The organism is Streptomyces sp. NPDC045967, from assembly GCF_056430495.1.
This window is the reverse complement of the sequence record NZ_JBWKLE010000026.1, coordinates 14830-34418: the sequence shown is the minus strand read 5'-3', so window position 1 is coordinate 34418 and position 19589 is coordinate 14830. Positions and strand designations below refer to the sequence as shown.

Below are 19589 nucleotides of genomic sequence, written 5' to 3'. Positions count from 1 at the left end.
GCCCTGTACGTAGGGCGCAGCGCGCATCCGACGCACGCCAGTGGACAGGCCGAGTTGTCTACGCTGCAAAGGCCAGCGGGACGTCCAAACGCTCCCAAGCTGCCAGCACTGCCTTGTGCGCGTCCGGCTGCAGGTGGGCGTAGCGCTGGGTGGTCTGGAAGCTCTCGTGGCCGAGGAGGTGCTGGACCTCGTAGAGCGAGACTCCCTTCTGGACGAGCCACGAAGCGCAGGTGTGGCGCATGGAGTGGGGCGGATAGTGCGGAACGGGGAGCTTCTCCCCGTCGGTGCCGAAGTAGTGGGCATTCTCAATGGCAGGCCACCAGGTCTGGCGGCGCCAGTTGCCGTCGTCGAGGCGACGGCCAGCGCGGCCCTTGGTGACGGTGGTGAAGACCAGGGCGTCACGGTCGAGCGGGTGGATGTGCCGGTCGAGCGCGTCCAGGACGTGCAGCGGAAGCGGGACCTCCCGGCGGCTCCTCGAACTCTTGGGGTACTCCTTGATGCCGCTCTTGGTGTTGACCTCCACCACGAACAAGCGGGAACGGCGCTGGTCGATCCGATGGCGATGCAGGCCGGTGAGTTCGCCCCAGCGCAGACCCGTGTAGAAGCCGAGCAGGCACATGGTGCGCCATGGGGCCGGGAGCTCGTCGACGATGCTCTGCGCCTGATCGAGGGTGAACCATTGCGGAGGCCTGATCGCGATCTGCGGCAGGTCGATGTTCCGGCAGGGGCTGACCGCGATGACATCGTCGTCGACGGCCGCACGCATGATGGACGACAGCAGGTTGTACGCCCTCTTGATCGCCGAGGCACCGACCCCCTTCTCGACCAATCCGCGGATCCAGCTCTGGACGTCCATACGGGTGATGGCCCGCATCTCCCAGTCGGCCCAGTGGGGCAGCACGTGGTTCTTGATGCTGGAGGCGTCCCCGCGCAGCGTATGGAGCTCGACGACGCGGGCCTGCCACCAGCGAGCGTGCCACTCGTGAAACGCCATCTCGCCCGCCCGGGGGTCCCGCATGCTTCCGCGGGCGAACTGCGTCTCCATATCGGTACCCCAGGCGCGGGCCTGCGCCTTGAGGGGAAACGACTCGCTGAACCGGTCTCCAACCCGGTTGCGGACGGTTGCCTGCCATTTGCCGGACTTCAGCTTCCGGAGGTACGTGGTTCCGGTCCTTCCTGTTTCGCGTACGGAGGTACTTGGTCCTGGTCAGCGGCGGCGCGCGGGCGCGGAAATCGCCCGGCTGTTGATGAAGTCGTCCAGGCTCGCGGCCGGGACGCGAACGCGAGAGCGAGCCGGTCCTGTGCGCAGGTCGACGACGGGCAGCTCGCCGGCGGCGATGAAGCGGTAGACCGTGCGGCGGTCAACGTCCAGGGCGGCGGCGACGGCGGGTATGGACAGCAGGCGCGGGGCCATAGGCGGTTCCTTTGCGTGAGAAAGAGCGACGGGAATGGAGAGATCTAACTGGGATGGGAGGCAACAAGCCCAGCCGATTCCGCGAGTTCGTCGAATAGGGCTTCTACGTACGGCCGGGATCTCCGAGCGGAGCAGAAGAGGAAGCGAGCGGGGCTACGTGTGCGCGGCGGAGAATATGAAATCGGCGCGTAGGCAAATCGAGCAAGGCATCCTCTGGGGAGGTGGGCAGACTTCTGGCAGGGACCGGCACGGCGAGCGTTCCGGGACCCCCAATCATCCGGAGATTCCCGGTTTCGCTAACCGGGGATCGTCGGCTATATTTCGCCCACCCCGGCCGGCCCTGGGGGCATGAGGGGGCCGGCGAGGAGGGTCTGCGGGGCGATTCCCAGGGCTGTGGCGATGGCGACGAGGTCGTCGATGTCGCAGCGGCGGACGGTGCGTTCGATGCGGGAGAGCGCGGTGAAGGTCATGGGCCGGCCCAGTGCGGTGACCCGGGCGGCGAGCTGACGCTGGGAGTAGCCGCGGGCGGTGCGGGTGCGTTCGATGGCGTGGGCGGCGGCGTGTCCGGCGGGTCCGATGACGAGAGGGCGTGGCGGCATGGGTGGTGTTGTAGCTTGCGCGCCGGCCGGTCCGGAAGGGCACTCCTGTCTGCCGTGAGCGATGCAAATCACCCGGCGATTTCCCGCAGCGATTTCGGTGAGCGGGAATTCGGCCCTACAGTTGCGGGACTCGCCGACGCGGCATGCCGCCGGGCTGTACGGAATTCCAGTGCAAAGTCTGGACTTCTGCGCCCCAGGTGTGGCTGTGTTGGCCATGCACCCCGCACCGCCGGATTCCCCAGCCCTCTCCCTGAAAGGTGGTCGATCGCCATCGCCCGTATCCGCACCATCAAGCCCGAGGCGTTCTCGTCCGAGTCCCTCGCGGCGGTGTCGCTGTCCGCCGAGCGGACCTTCTTCGGGCTGCTCACCCAGGCCGACGACCAGGGCCGGTTTCGCGACCAGGCCGCCGTCATCGCCGGCCAGCTGTGGTCGCTGCGCCGCGAGCACGGCCCGGAGGCGGTCGAGGACGACTTGATCCAGCTCCACGGTGCCGGGCTGATCTGCCGGTACGAGGGCGGGGACGGCCGGTACCTGCACATCGTCACCTTCGCCCAGCACCAGAAGATCAACCGGCCCAGCGGTGTCCGGACGCCCCCGTGCCCGCACCACGATCTCGGGATTCCGCGTGAGCCCTCAGCGCAGGCGCAGGGAGCTCTCGTGGAGACTTCCGCAAGTCGTCAGCGAGGACTCACGGAGCCCTCCGTGAACAACGAATCCGCAGGTCAGAGGCAATTCCGTGAGCACTCACCGCAGCCGCAGGGAGGGCTCACCGAGCCCTCCGTGAGCCCTCACCGTCCGGATCTAGGACCTAGGAACAGGGATCTAGGATCTACCCCGTTGGGGGCGCAGGCGCCCCCCGCGCCCGACTCGGTCTCGACGAAGGACCTGATCGGCGAGTACGCCGCCGGATGCGCTTACCGCCCGCCGCAGGACGTGCTCAGCCACCTCGGCCAGGAGGTGAAGAAGCTCCTCAACGAGGGCATCGCCCCGGACCACATCCGCGCCGGCCTCAACCGTCACCGCGCCAAGGGCCTGCACCCCAGCACCCTGCCCAGTCTCGTCCACGAGGCCATGAACGCCACCCCCGCCGCCGCTGCCCACCAGCCGTGGACCAACCCCACCAACACCGCCGCTGCCTACGGAGGCGACCTCTGACCGCCGCCCTCACTCGCGACCCGCAGCAGCCCGCCCGGATCACCGGCCGCCTCGGCGACATCCTGGCCCAGCGCGGTATCGCCCCCAACGCCGCCGCCCAGGAGCCGACGCCCGAACCCGTCACCGCACTGCAACAGGCGGAAGCCCGCATCCCCGCCCGCTTCCGCCACGCCCTCGCCGACCACCCCCAGGTCACCGCCTGGGCGGACGAGATCACCCGCGCCGGACGCCCCGGCCCCGGCGGCGCACCGGGCATCGCGGAGGGCCCCTCGCTGCGAATCGTCGGACCGACCGGCACCGGCAAGACCCACCAGGCGTACGGCGCCATCCGCACCCTGCTGGCCGCCGGGGTCCGCCTGCGCTGGGAAGCCGTCACCGCCGCCGACCTCTACGCCCGGCTGCGCCCGCGCCCCGGGTTCGACAGCGAGCGCGACCTGCAGAGCCTGATGCGCTGCCCGCTGCTGCTCCTGGACGACCTTGGCGCGGCGAAGACCAGCGAGTGGACCGAGGAGTTGACCTACCGGCTGATCAACCACCGGTACGAGCACCTGCGCCCCACCCTGATCACCAGCAACCTCACCACCGACACCCTGCGGGCAGCCCTCGGCGACCGCGTCGCCTCCCGCCTGGCCCAGATGACCGAACGCGTCACCCTCGAAGGCGACGACCGCCGCCGTCAGAAGCCCGTCGCCTGACCCCGACAGCGCCCATCCCGCCCCTTGCACCACACCGGAGATTCCTGCTCTTGCCCTCCCCTGCCCCGATACGCCCCGCCTTCGAACGGCGAGGCCGTCCCCTCCTCATGGGGATCACCCTGATCGCCGCCGTCGGCTTCGTCCTCTCCTACGACGCCCTGCGGCAAATGGCCGTCGCCGCCCACATCAGTGGACCGCTGACCTACCTCTTCCCCCTCGTCATCGACGGCTTCATCGCGCTGGGCGTCACCGCCCTGCTCATCCTGCGCACCGCCCCTCTCCGCTCCCGCCTGTACGTGTGGACGCTCGTCACCCTGGCGACCGGCGCCAGCATCTGGGCCAACGCCCTGCACGCCATCCGCCTGAACGAACAGGCCCGCCTCCACCTCAACAACGCCACCGTCGGCGCCCTGTCCGCCATCGCCCCACTCGCCCTCGCCGGCGCCGTCCACCTTTACCTCGTCATCAACCGCCACCTCGCCGCCAACAAGGCGATGGCGGCCGAACCGCCAACCGCCAAGGCACACAGTGGCGGACCGCCACCGCCCGCTGCCAAGTCCGCCGCCACCGCCATACCCGCTAAGAGGTCCTAACAAAGGCGTTGGACGTGTCGGTGGGTGATGAGGCAGGTGGCGAGGCCGAGGAAGGCTTCGTGGATGTCGTCGCGTCGTTCCCATCGGATCCGTAGTCGGCGGAAGCCGTGGAGCCAGGCGATGGTCCGCTCTACGACCCACCGGTGGACTCCGAGGCCGGATCCGTGTGGGACGCCGCGCCGGGCGATTACTGGTTTGATGCCGAGCGCCCAGACGAGGCGGCGGTATTTGTCGTGGTCGTAGCCGCGGTCTCCGAGGAGGCTGTCGGGGCGGTTGCGGGGCCGTCCGACCAGGCCGGCGACGGAAGGGATCTTCTTCAGCAGGGGTATCAGCTGGGTGACGTCGTTGCGGTTGCCGCCGGTCAGCGAGACGGCTAGTGGGATGCCCTGGCCGTCTACGACGAGGTGGTGCTTGCTGCCCGGACGTGCTCTGTCGACCGGGCTGGGCCCGCTTTTGGGCCCCGCCGAGCGGCCCTGACGTGGGAGGAGTCGATCACCGCCCGCGACCAGTCCAGCTTCTTTGCGACCCGCAGCTTCTTCAGCAGCACCACGTGCAGTTGGTCCCACACGCCGGCAGCGTTCCACGCGGCCAGACGCCGCCAGCAGGTCATGCCGGACCCGAAGCCCAGCTCCTGCGGCAGGTACTCCCACTGGATCCCGGTATGCAGCACAAACAGGATCCCGCACAGTGCCTGCCGATCTGGCACCCGAGGACGTCCTTCCACCTGCTTCGGCGCCGGCTCAGGCAGCAACGGCTCGATGAGCGACCACAGTTCATCCGACACGATCCATGGCCGCGACTGACGTTTCCCCACGGCCAGACCAACGACCATCCGAACCGAAAGTCACATGATCAACAGCTTCTGTTAGGACCTCTAAGCAGCGCCTGGTGCAGCCGACCGCCACGCCAGAGCCGAAGCCGCCCGCCGCACCGGCTTCCCCCGCCACGACCACCACGGCGCCGCCTCCCGCCACCGCCACACCGCCGAGGAAAGCGACGCCAAAACCTGGCGGGCGCAAGGCCAGCGCCCCTGACGCGTACCTCCTGGAGCTCGCCCGCCAGATGCGCTACGAGACCGGCACCGTCCGCCGGACCGACCTGGAGCGCACCGCCCGTGCCCAGGGCTACACCGTCGACAGGGCCCGGGCCCAGAAGGCCGCCGACACCGTCCTGGACGAAGCGGCCACCGCCAAGAATCTGGCGGCCACCGCCTGACGTCCCCGTCACCCCAGGCCCACACGGGCGCCCCTCCAGCACTCGCTCCGAAGGAACACTCCGATGCACGACAGCCACACCGAGGCCCTCACCAACCAGCCGTTGGTGCCCACCGGCGCTGCCCCGGGCGGAGCAAGTTGGAGGTTCGGACACTCCCCCGTCGGGGGTGCGTCCGAACCGGTGCCCGCCCCGGGGGTGGCGGGCACCCTCCCGCGCCAGGGGGCGCGGGAGGGTGGGGCTGCGGCCGAGGGCGGACCGCAGCCGGTGCCGCGTCGCCGTGGCAAGTCCCGCGTACGCGCCCGTACGCAGCGCCGCGCGCACAGCGTCCACCTCAGCGACGCCGAGCACGCGACCATCGCCGCCGGCGCCGAAGCGGTCGGCATGAGCATCGCCGGCTTCCTCGCCCACAGCGGACTCACCGCTGCCCGCGACCTCGACCGCACCGCAGCCGCCATCGCCACCCGCCAGGACACCCTGACCATCCTCTTCACGCTCCGGCGCCAGCTCGGGCACGCGAACAACAACCTCAACCAGGCCGCCCACGCGCTCAACAGCGGCACCTACCCCGACGGCCTGGAGGACACCATCGCCGCCGTCCGCCACGCCGTCGACGCCGTCCGCCACGTCACCGCCCGCCTCACCGACCCGAACTCCGAAGGCACCGCCGCTTGATACCCCGCATCCACAAGCAGGGCCGCAACACCGTCCGCCTGCTCGCCTACCTCTACGGCCCCGGCCGCCGCGAGGAACACACCGACCCCCACCTCGTCGCCTCCTTCGACGGCTTCGCCCCCGACCCCGGCCGCGACCGGAGCACCACCATCGTCGACCTCGCCCAGCTCCTGGACGAGCCCCTGCACCTCCTCGACGAAGACGCCCGCCCCACCACCCACGTGTGGCACGCCTCCGTCCGTGCCGCCCCCGGCGACCGCACCCTCACCGACGCCGAATGGGCGGACATCGCCCGCCGCGTCATCGCCGCCACGGGCATCGACCCCGGCGACGGCGCGGGCTGCCGCTGGGCAGCCGTCCGCCACGCCGACGACCACATCCACCTCATCGCCACGCTCGTCCGTGAAGACGGCCGCCGCCCCGACCACCACCGCTCCGCCAAGCGCGCCCAGACCGAATGCCGCCAGATCGAAGTCGACTACGGCCTCCACCGCGTGGCGGCGGGGGACGGTACCGCCGCCACGCGGCCCACCAGCTCCGAACGCCACAAAGCCGACCGCCTCGGCCGACAGCGCACCCCACGCGAGGAGCTGCGCGAGGAAGTCCGCCGCTCGGTGGCCGGCGCAGCCAGTGAGGAGGAGTTCTTCGACCGGCTCGCCTCGGCCGGTCTGCTCGTCCGGCGGCGCATCGCACCCTCGGGCGACACCCTCGGCTACACCGTCGCCCTACCTGATGACCGCAACGGCAAGGGCGAGCCGGTCTTCTACTCCGGTTCCAAGCTCGCCCCAGACCTCTCGCTGCCCCGGATCCGTGAACGCTGGACCACATCCGCGGAAGCCCTCTCCTCGGAGCCCTCCCAGCCGTGGGTGACCGGGCCCGCGTCCGCACGCCGACACGCCGCCACAGCCACTGGCAGGCCCTGCTCGTCATCGACCACGGCGACGACGGCGTCATCGCCGCACAGATATCCGCCACAGGGGAGGTCCTCGACGCCCTCGCCAAAACCTCCGCCGCCCACACCCGCCACGAACTCCAAGCCGCAGCAGCCGCCTTCGAACGTGCCTCCCGCTCCCACGTCCGCGCCGCACGCGGTCACGATCACGCCTTGCGCCGAGCCGCCCGCGACCTCGTCCACAGCGGCCCGGCCCTCGGCCGGGGCGAGGACGGCGCCACCACCGCAATGGTCATCGACATGCTGTTCTTCCTGATCACCGCCGCCGCCCACTGGCACGCCAGGAAGCAGCACTTCCAGCAGGCCGAAGCCGCCCACCGGGCCGCCGCACACCTCCGCGCCGCCTATCCCGCCGCTGCCGCCCACCCCATGGCCTTCCTCCACCAGCGGGGCAGCCGTCTGGCCCCTGCCTGGCAACGCCATCACGCCGCCACCCTGCGCCAAGCTCTGCCCCAGCTGGCCGACCAGGTCCTCGCCGAACGCGGATGGCCCGCCCTCGCAGCCACCCTCGACGAAGCCCGGACCACCGGCACCACCGGCCACAACCCCACCGCTCTGCTGGTGCAGGCAGCCACCCAGAGGGATTTGGACACGGCGGAGCGCATGAGTGACATGCTCGTGTGGCGGCTACGACGGATGGCCGACCTCCCCGCCGATCCCCAGAACTCCCGCAGCACGCATGGACGAGGCAGCGCTGCCGCCTCCTCGCAGCAACGTGCGGCACACCTCGACGCCAGGACCTCGAACGACACCCGAAGGCAGCGCTGACCCGCGAAACGAGGCGGAAAGATAGCCCAGAATCGCCGGTTATCCTAACCGGCGACTCTCCCAACAATTGACCTTCCGACCAACCCCCGGAAGGAATCCCGCATGCCCCCGTCCGAAGCCCGCCCCGAGATCGTCTCCCTGCTCTGCGACGCGAACTTCCCGCACTTCCGCGAAACCGGCTCCTGGTCCCATCGAGACGGCCGCTCCTTGACCCAGGAGGAACGCACACTAATCTTCCAGGCCACGCGCGCCGACCTCGAAGAGCTGAAGATCCAGCATTCGCGCTAAATGGATTACCTCCAGATGCACGAGGAAGCACCCGAAGCCATCCAGCTTTTCCTCGCCCCGTTCATGGAATAGCTCGACGAGAAGGACCTCGGCAACGCCCACGCCCTCATGGCGGAGGACGAGCGAGCCGAGTTCGACCGGCTGCTCAAGCTCATGATCGAACCCGCTCTCTCCTTCACCCCGTACACCTCCTGACCAGGCACAAGGAAACCTCCATGCCCACCCCTCCCCCGCCCCCACATCATGGCCCTGCTGTTCGACACGGACTTCGACCGGCCGTGGGGCACCCGCACCTTCCGCCACCTCGACGGCCGCCCCTTCACCGACGAAGAACAGGCACTCGCCGATGACGCCACTCTCGAAGAATTCCAGGCCGCCGGCGTCCGCATCCACAACCCCGAAGCAGGAACCGAAGCCAAAGCAGCCGTCACCGAACCCGCCAAGCTGATCTATTCCTACGCCCTGGACCATCACATGGCCCTCGTCCAGTTCATGACTCACGAGGACATGCTCGAATACGACCGCCTGTGCGGCATCGTCGCCACAGGCGCCGATGCATGACCCGAGAGAAATAGCAGGAACGGGCCAGATCCTCCATGTAAACAACCAGCCGGTGGCGAGGGTCTTCCCTGCCACCGGCTGCATACTGTCCGCCGCCGTGCCGAAGTCCAGACCACGCGCCCCTGCGCACTTGCGTGCGCCGCTCCTCCCTTCCGTACGGTCCAGCCGATGGCGAACCGCCCTCGCACACCGTGAAGGAGAGCTGTTGAAGCCGACCGAGGAAGTGCTCCAGGACCTGACCCAGCCGTCGAACATCTCCATCCACTCCGACGACGCACTCGTCGGCAAGGTGGAAGCCGCCGTCGCAGCGGACGACAAGAAGCGGAAGGAGAACGAGGACGAGCCGCTCCGCAGGAAGCCCGACCTCGTCCCGATCCCGTCGACGGAGCTGCCCCGGCAGTTCGAAGTGACCCTCTGGGACGTCCTCCACACCCTCGCCCGGGCCACCGCCCTCTCGTGGCGTGGCGCGGGCCGGGGACTGGCGGAGCACTGGGGCGCGCTGAAGTACACCCAGGCCCTGGCCGGCGGCAGGGACTCCTTCCTCGGTCTCACCGACGAGGGCCACCGCATCGCGGACCACTACAAGTCGCTGCAGTCCGGCGAGCTCGGCATCGGCTTCGCGCTGACCCTCGCGGAGCACATGCTGCGCAGCCGCTTCCCCGACCATTCGGTGACGATCGTCCCCGCCGACACGGTGTTACGCGCGGGCTGGGCCCTCACGAGCAGGGACAAGGGCGAGAAGGTGAAGTACCGCTACCGCCCGCAGTACTTCGCCGAGGTCTGGCGTCCTGGCGAGCCGTCTCTCGTCATCCCCCTCGCCTGCAAGGGCAACCACGGCGACGCCGCCACCTCCGCCGACCAGCTGGCTTCCGCCTCCGCCCACGCCGAGGCGGTCCACATCGGCGCGTGGAACGAGACCCCCGGCCTACTGTTCAGCACGCAGCTCCCGACGGACGGCGGCGCGATGACCGTCCATGCCCTCCAGGCACCCGGCAGCGGAGGCCGGTTGTCCCCGGCGGAAGTCCGTGAGGCGAACCTGAACGCCCCACCGTTCCAGGCGAACGTGATGCCGGACATCCACCCGCCCACCGAGGGCCTGGTAACCCCGGAGCCCGTACGGGGCTGCCACGTGCAGCCGAAGGACTACGCCTGGTTCCAGGAGTCCCTGGCCCACACCACCGCGGCGGGCCTCATGGCGTTCACCGGCTCCGGCCACGCCACCGCCCGCCACCTCACCGACCGGCAGGGCCGTAAACGCTTCACCGGTCTCGAACACGCGGCCGCCATGAGCACCCAGGACGCCGCCCACACCCTCTCCGGCACCGCGTACGTCGGCACCGACCACGTCTTCCGCTTGAACGGCCCCCGCGTCGAGGCGTTCTCCGGCGTGGACGAGGAGATCTTCCGCCTCCTCGCCAGGGGCGACGTCGAGGAGTACCGGGCCATCGTCCATGCCGGCCGCCACGCCCGCTCCCGGCTCAGCTACGACAAGGACTGGGGCGGCCCGGTCTCCGTCCACGCCGACGGCTCGGTCCTCGCCCTGCGACTGCTGCCGGGGCAGGACGAGGAGCCGCGTCCGGGCTCCGCCCACTGACGAAAGATCCGCCCGGTCCTCTCCGACCGACGACAGGCGCGCGGGCGTCGATCCGGATCACCGTCCGAAGAGACCTGCGCCCCTGTCGTCCAAAAGCTCCAGCGCCTCCTCCCACCGAAAACGCTCCGCTCCCCCGCCCGCCTTCGGCCGGTGCGGCTCGTACGACCCGACCAGCACGCCCATCTCCCGCAGCTGGTTCAGGCTCCGGTCGTACGCCGGGTGTGCGGCCATGGCCGCGTTCACATACGGCAGGACGACCGTCGGGATACCCATCCCGTACGCCTCGCACAGGATGCCCAGCGCGAGAGTGTCGGCGATGCCGGCGGCCCACTTGTTGATCGTGTTGAACGTGGCGGGCGCGACCGCGATGGCGTCGGCGGGCGGGAGGGGGCGCGGGTCGCCAGGGCTGCGCCAGGCCGAGCGGATCGGGTAGCCGGTCTGGGACTCGATCGCCTTGGTGTCGAGGAAGCCGAGGCCCTGGGGTGTGGCTATGACGCCGACGCCCCAGCCCTGCTCCTGCGCGGCGGTGATCAGCTTGTGCGCGTCGCCCGCGATGCCGGCGGCGCAGACGACGACATACAGGAACGGCTTCTTCGGCCGGTCGTTCATGGCTTTGCCCCCCTCGTCGACGCGCTCCCCTGCGGTCACGATTCAGACCCTAGGCGTCGGCATCCGCGGACGGGGCCGGGTCGGAGAAGCCGCCTGCCACCTGCACGAAGGGCACGGTGTCTGAGTACAAGCGTCGGCTGGACCACTGATGCCGGTGCCGCGCGGTGATCCTTGTGCACCCGGGTGCTCAGCTCACGTATCGTCGCCAAGGTGACCAACGCGCATATGGCGAGCAGGCACCGCATTCCCTCCCATGATCTCGCGGAACTGATCAAGGACTTCGACCTCGGGGACGTCGTCGACTGGCGTCATCTGGCTGACGGCCTCATGAACATGAACTGGCAGCTGAACACGTCGCGAGGGACCTTCGCTCTGAAGCGGGTCACGGATGTACCGCTCGACAGGTTGCGCCGCAATTTTGCCGTGTTGCCGACCCTGGCCGAGGCCGGCATTCCAGTGATCGTCCCTGCGGTCGGCTCGTCGGGTGGGGTCGTGGTCGAGGTCGGCGGGAGCGGGTACTGCCTGTTCCCCTGGGCACAAGGGGTGCACGTTCGTGGCGTGGACCTCCCCCTCGCTCAGGTGCGACGGCTCGGCGCAGTCCTCGCCAAGCTCCACCTGGCGCTCGGGCACGCCGCCGAAACCGGGGTCCTCCCCGCTGTTCCCGACAGTCTCACCGCGGACGTCGTCACGCCGGAACGGGCGTCGGAGAAGGCCGACCGGCTCGCCACTGCTGCGCGGGCCCACGGTTCGGGCGACTCCTTCGACGCGGCGGCGCTCGACGCCCTCGCCAAGCGTCGGGTGCTGCTCGCCAAGTACGCGGCCCTGCGCCCTGAGGGAGACGTTCCCGCAGGGCCGTACGGCTGGACGCACGGCGACTTCCAGTACCGGAACCTCCTCTGGGCCGACGGCGATCTGACGGCCGTCCTGGACTGGGACCGGCTGGGCGTGCGCCCTTACGCGGAGGAGGTCGTCCGTACGGCGCAGGTGCAGTTCGGGGTGGAAGGCGTCTTCGACCTGGGGCGAGTGGCGGCCTTCGTGAGCGGCTACCGGTCGGTGATCCCGTTGGAGCCGGCCGCGCTGCTCGACGCCGCACGCCGCCTGTGGTGGAAGCGGATGACGGACTTCTGGCAGCTCGAATTCCACTACGACCGGGGTGACCACTCCTGCGACGACCTGTTCATCGCCGACGAAGCGCTCCTCCACTGGTGGACGGAGCGGCTCGACAAAGTGGAGCGGGCGTTCGGCGGCGCTCGCTAGATCCCCAGTTCCCGGAGCTCTGGGAGGCACGGGCGGGTGAAACGTGCCGCTCTGGTCCGTGCCCGCTCCCCCAGCGCTTCGCGGTCCACGTCTCGGATTGCTCGCGCCCACGCCTCGGGGCCGGCGGTGGCGGGCAGGACGATCCCGGTGTCGCCGACGGCTTCGGGGATCCCGCCCCGGTTGGTACCGATGGTCGGGACGCCGTGGAGGGCGGCCTCGACGATCACGCGGGGGAAGGCGTCTTCCACGGTGGACGGGGCCAGCAGAAGGCGGTGGCTACGGTACAGCGGCTCCATGTCGTAAACACGGGGCACATACGTGACGTTCGGATAGGCCGCGAAGTCGGCAGACGTGTCCCACCAGCCCTCGACCAGGGTGAAGAGCTGCTCCGGCATGAGGCGGATGAGCTGGTGCAGCAGCTCGGCGCCCTTGGCGGGGATGGGGTTGACCATCAGTACGGCTGGGGTGCGCTCCGTGTCCGTAGCCGGTCGTGGGCGGGCGAACGGCGGGTACACCACGTCGATGCGGGTGCCGGGCGTGTGGGGTGCCCGGTCTCGGACGAACTTCGACACAGCAAGCCCATAGTGGGGACGGCCGGCGAGGACGCCCAGTCCGGTGGCGGAGACGGAGTGGAGCAGGCCGGCGACGAGGGTGGTCGGCTTCGCCAGTTCGGCCAGCCTCGCTGATCCTTCCTGGGCGGTGAACACGACGTCGGGGCGGAGTTCCCCCAGGAGGCTGCCCAGGGCGTGCTCCACGTTGTTCTGCGTCAGCGCCGCGCACTCGACCCCGTTCCACCGGTAGCGCAGGGTGCCGTTCGCTTCGTCGTACGGGACGCGATTCCTGTGGAGATGGGCGCGCATGTCGGTGAGCTGGGTGGCTCCGTCCCACGGCGCCTCGTGTGAGCCGAGGTAGGTGACGCGCCAGCCGGCGGCGGCGAGTTCTTCGGCGAGGAGTTGCTGGGTGACCTCGGCGCCTCCGATGAGGAATGGGGGTGGGGTGCGGCGCCAGGCGAAGAGGGCGGTGGGCACCGGCGGTCACCTCGTCCAGAAGCCGACGAGGGCTTCCACGGCCCGGGTGACTTCGTCCGGGTCGGCGTCGGCGGCGAGGACCGTGAGCTCTCGCGTCATGGGCCGGCGGGCCGTGTGGACGAAGTAGTCGCGTGCGTGGTGGAGGAAGCCCGGCTCATGGAGGAAGTACTCGGACTCGGCGGCGGTGTGGCCGGCGGTCTTCCGGCGGAGGTGGAGCGTCTCGGCCGGTACGTCGAGGTAGAGGGTGCGATCGGGGCGCAGGAACGGGAGCGTCGTGAGTCGGCCGCGGAGCCGGTGGTGGACTCCGTATCCGAACAGGGCGTCCAAGGCGTAGGCGTGGGCGAGCAGGGTGTCCACGGAGCGGTCGAGGACGACGAGCTGCCTGCCGCTCGCGGCGGCCTCGGCCACTCGGGTCGCCTCGATCTCCATGAACCGCTCGAAGGCGGCCAACTGGGCGGCCGCGGAGTCGGTTCGGGCCGGAGGGATGTCGTCGCGGTGGGCGATGTGCTTGACGTAGCAGTCGGAGACGAACGCGCGCGAGCCGAGGGCGGTGTGGCGGAGGTGGCGTATCGCCGTGGATTTGCCGGCATAGGAGGGCCCTTCCAGGGCGATGATCAGCACGTCGTCTCCTCCGTCCGGTAGAAGCGCTCGGCGTAGAGTCCCGTGCCGTCGACGAGGTCGGCCGCCGTGGTGAAGGCGTGCCGGATCGGCCGGTACATCTTCCGGGCTGGGTGCATCTGCGAGCCGTGCATCCTCAGGACGGTGACCTTGTCCAGGACGACGTCGGTGATGTCGACCAGCTCGGGCCGCATGGCCGCCCCCGTACGTGTACGGAACAGGTGCTGGTCGCAGCCGGCGAGCGCGTACGTCGCCCAGAAGGCGAGGTCCTCCCAGAACCAGGTGCAGCCGAGGCGGACGGCGGCCTCGTGGACGAGGAGGTGGTCGGGGTGGCGGGTGACCGCGGCGGGGGCGAGGAGCTCGGCGTCGGGATGGAGCGCGGCGATCCGGCGTAGCTCCTCGGTGACCCGGTCGAGCAGCTCGGGGTCATAGGGCCTGTACGGCGGCTCGGCGTCCCTGTGGCCGAGAAGGAGTCGGCGGGCGGCGAAGGGTGCGAGCGCGGCGGCGCCCTCGCGGTCGCGCAGCTCGGACACCGTGTCGACGTCGGCGTACGTGGCTTCCAGGGCGGGGTGGACGCTCCGGGAGCGGGTGAAGACGGTGACCACGGTCAGCGGTCGGGGGTTGGCGAGGAAGGCACCCGAGGCGGAGAGGGCGAAGTCGTCGTGGTGGGGTTCGATGACGAGGACCGGGCGGCCGGCTGGGGTACGGGCCTCGACGTAATAGGGGACGCGGGTGTGGGGCGCCGTCACCTCCAGGGCACGGTGGTCCATGGCCTGGTGGCGGGCGGCGAGCTGCTGGGTGTGGGTCTGGTGGGCGCGGTGGAGGTCGTCGGGGAAGGTGTAGATGCCGCTGCCGTCCGGGACCGGCAGGTCGACGGCGGGCAGGGGCTTGGGCTGAGGCCGCACAGGGGTCTCCTTCGTCATCGCACGGTGGTCTCGTACCAGTGGCGCCACATGCGGGGCGACCGAAGCCGCAGGCGGGCGGTGACGGGGTTCTGCCACCAGAGCATCCGCAAGCTCGACCACTGGTCGTAGCGGCGGGTCGACGGGCGTACGCGCAGCTCGTCGAGGATCGTCACGGGCCGTCTGGTGGCCTGGCCGTGGGCGGTGAGCCGGGCGAAGAACTCCACGTCCTCGCTCATGAACAGGTCGTCCCGGTACCCGCCGACATGATGGAAGGCATCGGCGGTGCAGAACTGGTTGACGCCCTGGGCTCCGCCGCGCCGGGTGCGGTAGTGATCCCAGTACGCGCACAGCAGGCGGGCTCCGAGCCGCTCGGGTGTGTAGAGCGGCGGGATGGCACCGCCGACGGCCCCGGCGTCCATGGCGGCAGCGGCGGCGCTGACCGCCTCCAGTGGCAGGGCCACGTCGGCGTCGGTGAAGAAGAGCCGGCCGCCGCGGGCGGCCGCCGCTCCGGTGTTGCGTACCCGGCCGATGTTACGGACGGACTCGGTGACGACGCGGGCGCCGAAGGAGGCTGCCATGTCGGCGGTAGCGTCGGTGCTTGCGTTGTCGACGACGATCACCTCCCCGGTGCGGCCGGTGACCTCCTCCCAGCGGGCGACGGAGGCGAGGACGGAGGGCAGGTAGCGGGGCAGGTAAGCGACCTCGTTGAAGGCGGGGATCACCACCGACAAGGCAGGGGTGGTCATCGGTATGTCCTTTCCGGGCGGGGTACGCGAAAGAGGTGCGGGGTCCGTCGGCTCAGCTCGTCCAGGCGGCCGGCCCACCGGGCGCGGTCGTCTCCGGGTTCGGAGTGGGCCCAGCAGCGCATCGTGTGGAAGACGGCCCAGGCCGTCAGCTGGTGGTGGTCCAAGGCGAGTGGATAGGCGTCGGTGACCGTGCGGGCCCGGGCGGAGGCGATGACGCCGGACATGACCAGGGCCTGGGCCACGTCGAATTCGCGGGGGCCGGCTGCGGCGTCGGTGAAGTCGACGAGGTGGCGGACGGCTCGGGGCCCGGCGAGCACGACGTTGTCGCCGTGCAGGTCGCCGTGGCACCACACCGGGGCAGCCGCGGGGGCGTCGGCGATGGCGGCCAGGGCGGGCGCGATGCAGTCCAGAGCGCTGGACGGGCAGCGACGGCCGATCGAGGTGACCTGCTCATGGAGCGGCCGGCGCGGGGCCCACGGTTGGACCGGGGCCCGGTGTAGGCGGCCGAGCAGGCCGCCGAGGTCTCTCAGGGCTCGCTCGTCGTCCACCCGGCCGGATCGCACGGCGTTTCCCAGGGTGAGCGGGCCGAGGTCCGCGGTGATGAGAGCGGTCACCTCGTGGCCGGGCACGTGTCCGTGTGCGAGGGCGGCGGGCACGGGGACGTGCTTGGCGACGGCCCGGACCGCCGCCGCCTCGGTTGCCGCGTTGCGGCGGGCGGTGACCGCGTACAGCTTGATGACCACGCTCCGACCGTCGGCCAGGAGAGCCCGGTACACGACCGTCCTCGACCGTGCCGACAGACGGTGTGCGGCACGGACCGGCACTCCCACGAGACCGAGGGCGGCCCGCGCAACGGCCGGGGGGACGTTCGTCGGGCTCACCACGCACCCGCCGGTTCCGCCCCGAAGGCACCCAGGCGGCGAACGTGCCGAAGGGCGACCGCCAGGTGCCGCCGGTACTCGGCCACGTCCTCGGTGACGGGACAGTCAGCCTGCCAGGGCTTCTCCGGGCCGACGAAGTGCACGAGAGCCGCGGCCGGGTCCGGCCTGAGCGACCGGGTGACGACCCGCCGCACCCAGTTGCCCCGCTCAAGGAACCGGCCGGTCTCGAACCTGTTGAGCCCGGCGGCGACCGGCCGCACGCGGCCGGAGTGCAGGAGCCACAGGTTCAGGGCGTCCTGGTCGTTGTGGAGGATGTGGCGGCGGCCGTGGATGAGCGCGTGCTCGACGCCCTTGCGGACGACGGGCATGTGGCCGGTGCGGCTCCAGAGAACGCCGCCGTTGAAGTAGGGGCGGCCGCGCAGGTGGGGCCAGCGTTCGGCGGCCCCGGGCAGCGCCGGGCACTCTCCTACGGCCGGGTTGAACTCGTCGCGTACGGCACCGATCTGGTCCTCCCGGAGGGATCCAAGCGGATCGGTGATGTCTCCGCGTACGAGCACGTCCGCGTCCACGTAGATCAGGTAGGGCCGGCGGACGAAGTCGGGCGTGAACTCGAACCGCAGGTAGGTGGTGACGGTGATGTACGAGGCGTCCGCCATGCGCGAGGCGCGCAGCGGGACGCAGCGGCGGAGGTCGAAGGAGCCGAAGCCGGTCCGCTTGGCGAAGTCGGAGAGGAGCAGGGCCTGCGCCGGGGCGAGGTCGAGGGTGAGCACCCGTACCGCTGCGTTGCGGCGGGCGACGGGGGTGAGGCCGTCGGCCAGGCCCGCGATCGCGGCGAGGCCGGGGACGAGGTACTGCTGGTCGATGCAGAGACCGAACGCGTACACGGGACGTCGCCTTTCAGGCGTGGTGCACGGGAGGGAGTGAGGGATGGGACGGTGAGCGTGGAAGCTCACCGGTTGTCCCCGCCGCCGGAGGGAGCGAGGACTTGGAGGCTGTCGGGGTCGTCGGTCTCCCAGCAGGGCCCGCCCCCGGTCGGCGGCCGCAGCACCCACACGGTGCCGTCGGCGCGGACGTCGGTGACGATCGCCCGCCGCCCGTCTCCGTCCCGGACGAGGTCACCGACCCACGCGCGCCGGGCGCTCACGAGGTGCCCTCGTCGTGCGTGTCGGTCTGTCCGAACCAGCCGGAGGCCGCGTCCGCGAGGTCGCGGCGGCGTCGGGCCTGACCGGGTGTACGGCGGGCCGGGGTGCCGTTCGACGCGTCCGCGAGGAACCCTCCCCGATCGCGGAGGAGCAGGCCGAGGGCCGCGAACTGGGCTGCGTCGGAGGCGACATGGGCCGCCGCGCTGACTACGACACCCCGGATCATCCCGGCGGACAGGGCGGCAGTGACCGCCTGCCACCCCGGCCGCTCAGCGAGCGGCAGCGCCGGGTCGGAGTCGGACCAGACCCCGGCGACGTGCCAGTGCCGGGCGTCGGCGTAGTAGCGGCCACGCTCCTCGCTCTCGCCCAGGGCGGTGGAGGTGGTGGCGCAGGAGTAGACGGCAACGGGTACGTGCCCGAGGCCGCCGGGCGGGTTGTTCGGCATGCCTCCAGGCTGGTGGCCTGCGATGCACGGGCCCAGGCACGGCCCGTCGCAGCGGAGGAACCTCGTACCGGGCTCGACTGCCACCTCCCGTGGCAGCGGTCGCGGACTCCGCCGTGGGGCTGACACGGCCCGTAGCAGTCATGCTGGCGGCACCCGCGGAGCTACGACGGACCGTGGTACTGCGGCCCGTTCCTCAGCGCACCCCGAGCGGGACACCGGCGGAGTTGGCCAGCCCGCGCAGCCGGCTGACGGACACGCCGGCGAGCCTGCTGATGATGACGCCGGGCAGCATCTGGTGGCGCACCCAGCCGGGAGCCGTCTCGCACACCGTTTGGAGGATGTCGGCGGCGGCCTCCCACCGTCGGCATTCCACCTGGGTGAGAGCGACGTCCAGGCCGAAGCGGGCGCGGGTGGCCAGAGGCACGCTAGCGTCCGGGCGGACGGTGTCCATGAGGCGCAGAGCGCCGCCCGTGTCGCCGAGCGCCACCGCGATGCTCATCGCTTGCGTGGCGGCGTACATCGGCCCGTACGGCTGTGCGTGCGAGCCGCGGGCGTGTTCGTCTCCGATGCGGGCTGCGACGGCGTGCGCCTGGGAGAGGTACTCGCGGGCGTGGTCCGCGCTCGCCCCGCCCCGGGAGGCGGCGACGGCGGCGTTCGTGACGAGCTGACCGTAGACGCTGAGCCGGTCCGGATCGTGCTCGCTCATCTTGGGCTCGATCCGGTCGGCCTGGGCCGCTGCGAGGAGGAAGCCCTGCTTGGTGCGCCCATCACGGAGATTGACCCACGCGGTCGTGGCGGCGAGATGGGCGTCGCGCAGCTCGTCCCCGCCCTGGACGGCGATCTGCCGCCCGTACGTCAACGCCGCGTACGCCAGGTCTCGCGAGCCGAGCACGTTGGCGGCCATACCCGCGGTCTGGAAGGTGTCGATCAGGACGCCGGCTGCGGCCTCCCGTTCATCGAGGCCGGCGGCGTCGAACCGGGCGCGGGCTTCTGGAAGGAGCCGCCCGAGGAGGGTGCCGAGCTCGGTGTACCGCCCTTCCCAGTAGGCGGCGTCCGCCCGACGCACGACCGCTCGAAGTTCTTCGACACTGCCCGGCTCGACCTCGGCGGGGATGCCGATGGCAGCGTCGTGGGTCGCCGCGGAGACCAGACGCAGCGCGGCCCTCTCATCACGGTCCATGGACCGGCGCGGCGCCTGCTGCCCGAGGAGCACGGCGATGTCCGTACCGAGCGCGTCGGCGATCGACAGCAGCGACGGTAGGGAAGCCGTCCCGCCGCGTTCGAGCTTGCGGACGACGCCGACGGACACCCCGGCGGCCTCGGCTAACTGCTCCTGCGTCATGGCACCGCGCAACGCCTTCAAGCGCTCAGAGGTGGTGTACTCCGACCACTGCATGCTCCAGAACCTCCGCGTGATGGGCCCCACACGGACAGTACTCACAGAAACGGGGC

Annotated in this window: 23 protein-coding genes and 1 pseudogene; 10 read left to right on the top strand and 14 right to left on the bottom strand. The window is 70.7% G+C overall.

The features are described from left to right. Positions 1-58: 58 nt before the first annotated feature. The 3 genes from AC07FY_RS30895 to AC07FY_RS30885 all read right to left on the bottom strand — a co-directional run bounded on the left by AC07FY_RS30895 (position 59) and on the right by AC07FY_RS30885 (position 2013). Complete coding sequence (locus tag AC07FY_RS30895; RefSeq protein WP_479013035.1) at positions 59-1045, bottom strand: tyrosine-type recombinase/integrase; 987 nt, start codon at positions 1043-1045, stop codon at positions 59-61. 162 nt (positions 1046-1207) lie between these two features. Continuing rightward, a complete protein-coding gene (locus AC07FY_RS30890; protein ID WP_479013032.1) occupies positions 1208-1414 on the bottom strand; it encodes a helix-turn-helix domain-containing protein in 207 nt (68 codons plus the stop codon). Between the two features lie 314 nt (positions 1415-1728). Next, entirely contained in the window at positions 1729-2013 is a 285-nt protein-coding gene (locus tag AC07FY_RS30885; protein WP_479013029.1) for a helix-turn-helix domain-containing protein, read from the bottom strand. A 270-nt stretch (positions 2014-2283) separates the two neighbouring features. Here AC07FY_RS30885 and AC07FY_RS30880 point away from each other — a divergent pair, with 270 nt between their 5' ends. The 3 genes from AC07FY_RS30880 (at position 2284) to AC07FY_RS30870 (ending at position 4456) form a co-directional block, all read left to right on the top strand. Further along, positions 2284-3168, top strand: coding sequence for a hypothetical protein (locus AC07FY_RS30880; RefSeq protein WP_479013086.1), 885 nt, complete (start codon positions 2284-2286; stop codon positions 3166-3168). Further along, on the top strand, positions 3165-3863 hold the full coding sequence (locus tag AC07FY_RS30875; RefSeq protein ID WP_479013084.1) for an ATP-binding protein: 699 nt from the start codon (positions 3165-3167) through the stop codon (positions 3861-3863). The genes AC07FY_RS30880 and AC07FY_RS30875 overlap by 4 nt, the downstream gene beginning before the upstream one ends. Positions 3864-3970: 107 nt before the next feature. After that, positions 3971-4456, top strand: a complete 486-nt coding sequence (locus tag AC07FY_RS30870; RefSeq protein WP_479013027.1) for a DUF2637 domain-containing protein — start codon at positions 3971-3973, stop codon at positions 4454-4456. Here AC07FY_RS30870 and AC07FY_RS30865 read toward each other — a convergent pair. After that, positions 4453-5288 (bottom strand): IS5 family transposase gene (locus AC07FY_RS30865; protein ID WP_479013024.1). Its coding sequence is split into 2 segments (ribosomal slippage): positions 4453-4938 and positions 4941-5288, totalling 834 coding nucleotides; the frame shifts between segments, so codons are not numbered across the junction. The genes AC07FY_RS30870 and AC07FY_RS30865 overlap by 4 nt on opposite strands. 230 nt (positions 5289-5518) lie before the next feature. On the opposite strand from AC07FY_RS30865, the gene AC07FY_RS30860 reads away from it, so the two are divergent. From AC07FY_RS30860 to AC07FY_RS30835, 6 genes and pseudogenes are all read left to right on the top strand, one after another. Further along, a complete protein-coding gene (locus AC07FY_RS30860) occupies positions 5519-5671 on the top strand; it encodes a hypothetical protein (RefSeq protein WP_365326962.1) in 153 nt (50 codons plus the stop codon). 264 nt (positions 5672-5935) lie between these two features. After that, positions 5936-6343 (top strand): plasmid mobilization protein, encoded by a 408-nt coding sequence (locus tag AC07FY_RS30855; protein ID WP_479013021.1) that lies wholly within the window; start codon positions 5936-5938, stop codon positions 6341-6343. Continuing rightward, positions 6340-8063 (top strand): annotated as a pseudogene (locus AC07FY_RS30850) (relaxase/mobilization nuclease domain-containing protein). The gene AC07FY_RS30855 and the pseudogene AC07FY_RS30850 overlap by 4 nt, the downstream one beginning before the upstream one ends. 102 nt (positions 8064-8165) lie before the next feature. Beyond that, complete coding sequence (locus AC07FY_RS30845; protein WP_479013019.1) at positions 8166-8351, top strand: hypothetical protein; 186 nt, start codon at positions 8166-8168, stop codon at positions 8349-8351. A 243-nt stretch (positions 8352-8594) separates the two neighbouring features. Next, positions 8595-8912, top strand: a complete 318-nt coding sequence (locus AC07FY_RS30840) for a hypothetical protein (protein ID WP_479013016.1) — start codon at positions 8595-8597, stop codon at positions 8910-8912. Between the two features lie 205 nt (positions 8913-9117). Then, positions 9118-10506 carry a hypothetical protein gene (locus tag AC07FY_RS30835; protein ID WP_479013013.1) on the top strand — a complete coding sequence of 463 codons (1389 nt, stop codon included), beginning with the start codon at positions 9118-9120 and terminating at the stop codon, positions 10504-10506. Between the two features lie 57 nt (positions 10507-10563). Here AC07FY_RS30835 and AC07FY_RS30830 read toward each other — a convergent pair whose 3' ends face one another. Then, positions 10564-11115 (bottom strand): flavoprotein, encoded by a 552-nt coding sequence (locus AC07FY_RS30830; protein WP_479013081.1) that lies wholly within the window; start codon positions 11113-11115, stop codon positions 10564-10566. A 171-nt stretch (positions 11116-11286) separates the two neighbouring features. Between AC07FY_RS30830 and AC07FY_RS30825 the strand changes: the two genes are divergently transcribed. Beyond that, positions 11287-12372: a phosphotransferase gene (locus AC07FY_RS30825; RefSeq protein ID WP_479013010.1), complete on the top strand. Its 1086-nt coding sequence runs from the start codon at positions 11287-11289 to the stop codon at positions 12370-12372. On the opposite strand, the gene AC07FY_RS30820 is transcribed toward AC07FY_RS30825, so the two are convergent. The 9 genes from AC07FY_RS30820 to AC07FY_RS30780 all read right to left on the bottom strand — a co-directional run bounded on the left by AC07FY_RS30820 (position 12369) and on the right by AC07FY_RS30780 (position 19533). Further along, positions 12369-13400: a glycosyltransferase gene (locus AC07FY_RS30820; RefSeq protein WP_479013007.1), complete on the bottom strand. Its 1032-nt coding sequence runs from the start codon at positions 13398-13400 to the stop codon at positions 12369-12371. The genes AC07FY_RS30825 and AC07FY_RS30820 overlap by 4 nt on opposite strands. A 6-nt stretch (positions 13401-13406) precedes the next feature. Further along, entirely contained in the window at positions 13407-14021 is a 615-nt protein-coding gene (locus tag AC07FY_RS30815; protein WP_479013004.1) for a hypothetical protein, read from the bottom strand. Beyond that, the gene (locus tag AC07FY_RS30810; protein WP_479013001.1) at positions 14015-14941 is read right to left on the bottom strand and encodes a PIG-L deacetylase family protein; all 927 of its coding nucleotides are present in this window, start codon (positions 14939-14941) and stop codon (positions 14015-14017) included. The genes AC07FY_RS30815 and AC07FY_RS30810 overlap by 7 nt, the downstream gene beginning before the upstream one ends. Beyond that, complete coding sequence (locus tag AC07FY_RS30805) at positions 14938-15669, bottom strand: glycosyltransferase (protein WP_479012998.1); 732 nt, start codon at positions 15667-15669, stop codon at positions 14938-14940. Before AC07FY_RS30805 ends, AC07FY_RS30810 begins: the two co-directional genes overlap by 4 nt. Then, positions 15666-16445: an aminoglycoside phosphotransferase family protein gene (locus AC07FY_RS30800; protein ID WP_479012995.1), complete on the bottom strand. Its 780-nt coding sequence runs from the start codon at positions 16443-16445 to the stop codon at positions 15666-15668. Before AC07FY_RS30800 ends, AC07FY_RS30805 begins: the two co-directional genes overlap by 4 nt. A gap of 101 nt (positions 16446-16546) precedes the next feature. Continuing rightward, a complete protein-coding gene (locus tag AC07FY_RS30795; protein ID WP_479012992.1) occupies positions 16547-17434 on the bottom strand; it encodes a glycosyltransferase in 888 nt (295 codons plus the stop codon). 65 nt (positions 17435-17499) lie between these two features. Beyond that, positions 17500-17694: a hypothetical protein gene (locus AC07FY_RS30790; protein WP_479012989.1), complete on the bottom strand. Its 195-nt coding sequence runs from the start codon at positions 17692-17694 to the stop codon at positions 17500-17502. After that, the gene (locus tag AC07FY_RS30785; RefSeq protein WP_479012986.1) at positions 17691-18137 is read right to left on the bottom strand and encodes a hypothetical protein; all 447 of its coding nucleotides are present in this window, start codon (positions 18135-18137) and stop codon (positions 17691-17693) included. Before AC07FY_RS30785 ends, AC07FY_RS30790 begins: the two co-directional genes overlap by 4 nt. A gap of 193 nt (positions 18138-18330) precedes the next feature. Next, a complete protein-coding gene (locus AC07FY_RS30780) occupies positions 18331-19533 on the bottom strand; it encodes a helix-turn-helix domain-containing protein (protein WP_479012984.1) in 1203 nt (400 codons plus the stop codon). Between the last annotated feature and the right edge of the window lie 56 nt (positions 19534-19589).

What these genes read in the sequence shown, in the direction of transcription:
- AC07FY_RS30890 (WP_479013032.1), bottom strand. Translation starts at nt 1,414, where the DNA reads ATGGCCCCGCGCCTGCTGTCCATACCCGCCGTCGCCGCCGCCCTGGAC.
- AC07FY_RS30885 (WP_479013029.1), bottom strand. Translation starts at nt 2,013, where the DNA reads ATGCCGCCACGCCCTCTCGTCATCGGACCCGCCGGACACGCCGCCGCC.
- AC07FY_RS30840 (WP_479013016.1), top strand. Translation starts at nt 8,595, where the DNA reads ATGGCCCTGCTGTTCGACACGGACTTCGACCGGCCGTGGGGCACCCGC.
- AC07FY_RS30780 (WP_479012984.1), bottom strand. Translation starts at nt 19,533, where the DNA reads ATGCAGTGGTCGGAGTACACCACCTCTGAGCGCTTGAAGGCGTTGCGC.
- AC07FY_RS30845 (WP_479013019.1), top strand. Translation starts at nt 8,166, where the DNA reads ATGCCCCCGTCCGAAGCCCGCCCCGAGATCGTCTCCCTGCTCTGCGAC.
- AC07FY_RS30805 (WP_479012998.1), bottom strand. Translation starts at nt 15,669, where the DNA reads ATGACCACCCCTGCCTTGTCGGTGGTGATCCCCGCCTTCAACGAGGTC.
- AC07FY_RS30860 (WP_365326962.1), top strand. Translation starts at nt 5,519, where the DNA reads ATGCGCTACGAGACCGGCACCGTCCGCCGGACCGACCTGGAGCGCACC.
- AC07FY_RS30810 (WP_479013001.1), bottom strand. Translation starts at nt 14,941, where the DNA reads ATGACGAAGGAGACCCCTGTGCGGCCTCAGCCCAAGCCCCTGCCCGCC.
- AC07FY_RS30830 (WP_479013081.1), bottom strand. Translation starts at nt 11,115, where the DNA reads ATGAACGACCGGCCGAAGAAGCCGTTCCTGTATGTCGTCGTCTGCGCC.
- AC07FY_RS30895 (WP_479013035.1), bottom strand. Translation starts at nt 1,045, where the DNA reads ATGGAGACGCAGTTCGCCCGCGGAAGCATGCGGGACCCCCGGGCGGGC.
- AC07FY_RS30870 (WP_479013027.1), top strand. Translation starts at nt 3,971, where the DNA reads ATGGGGATCACCCTGATCGCCGCCGTCGGCTTCGTCCTCTCCTACGAC.
- AC07FY_RS30785 (WP_479012986.1), bottom strand. Translation starts at nt 18,137, where the DNA reads ATGCCGAACAACCCGCCCGGCGGCCTCGGGCACGTACCCGTTGCCGTC.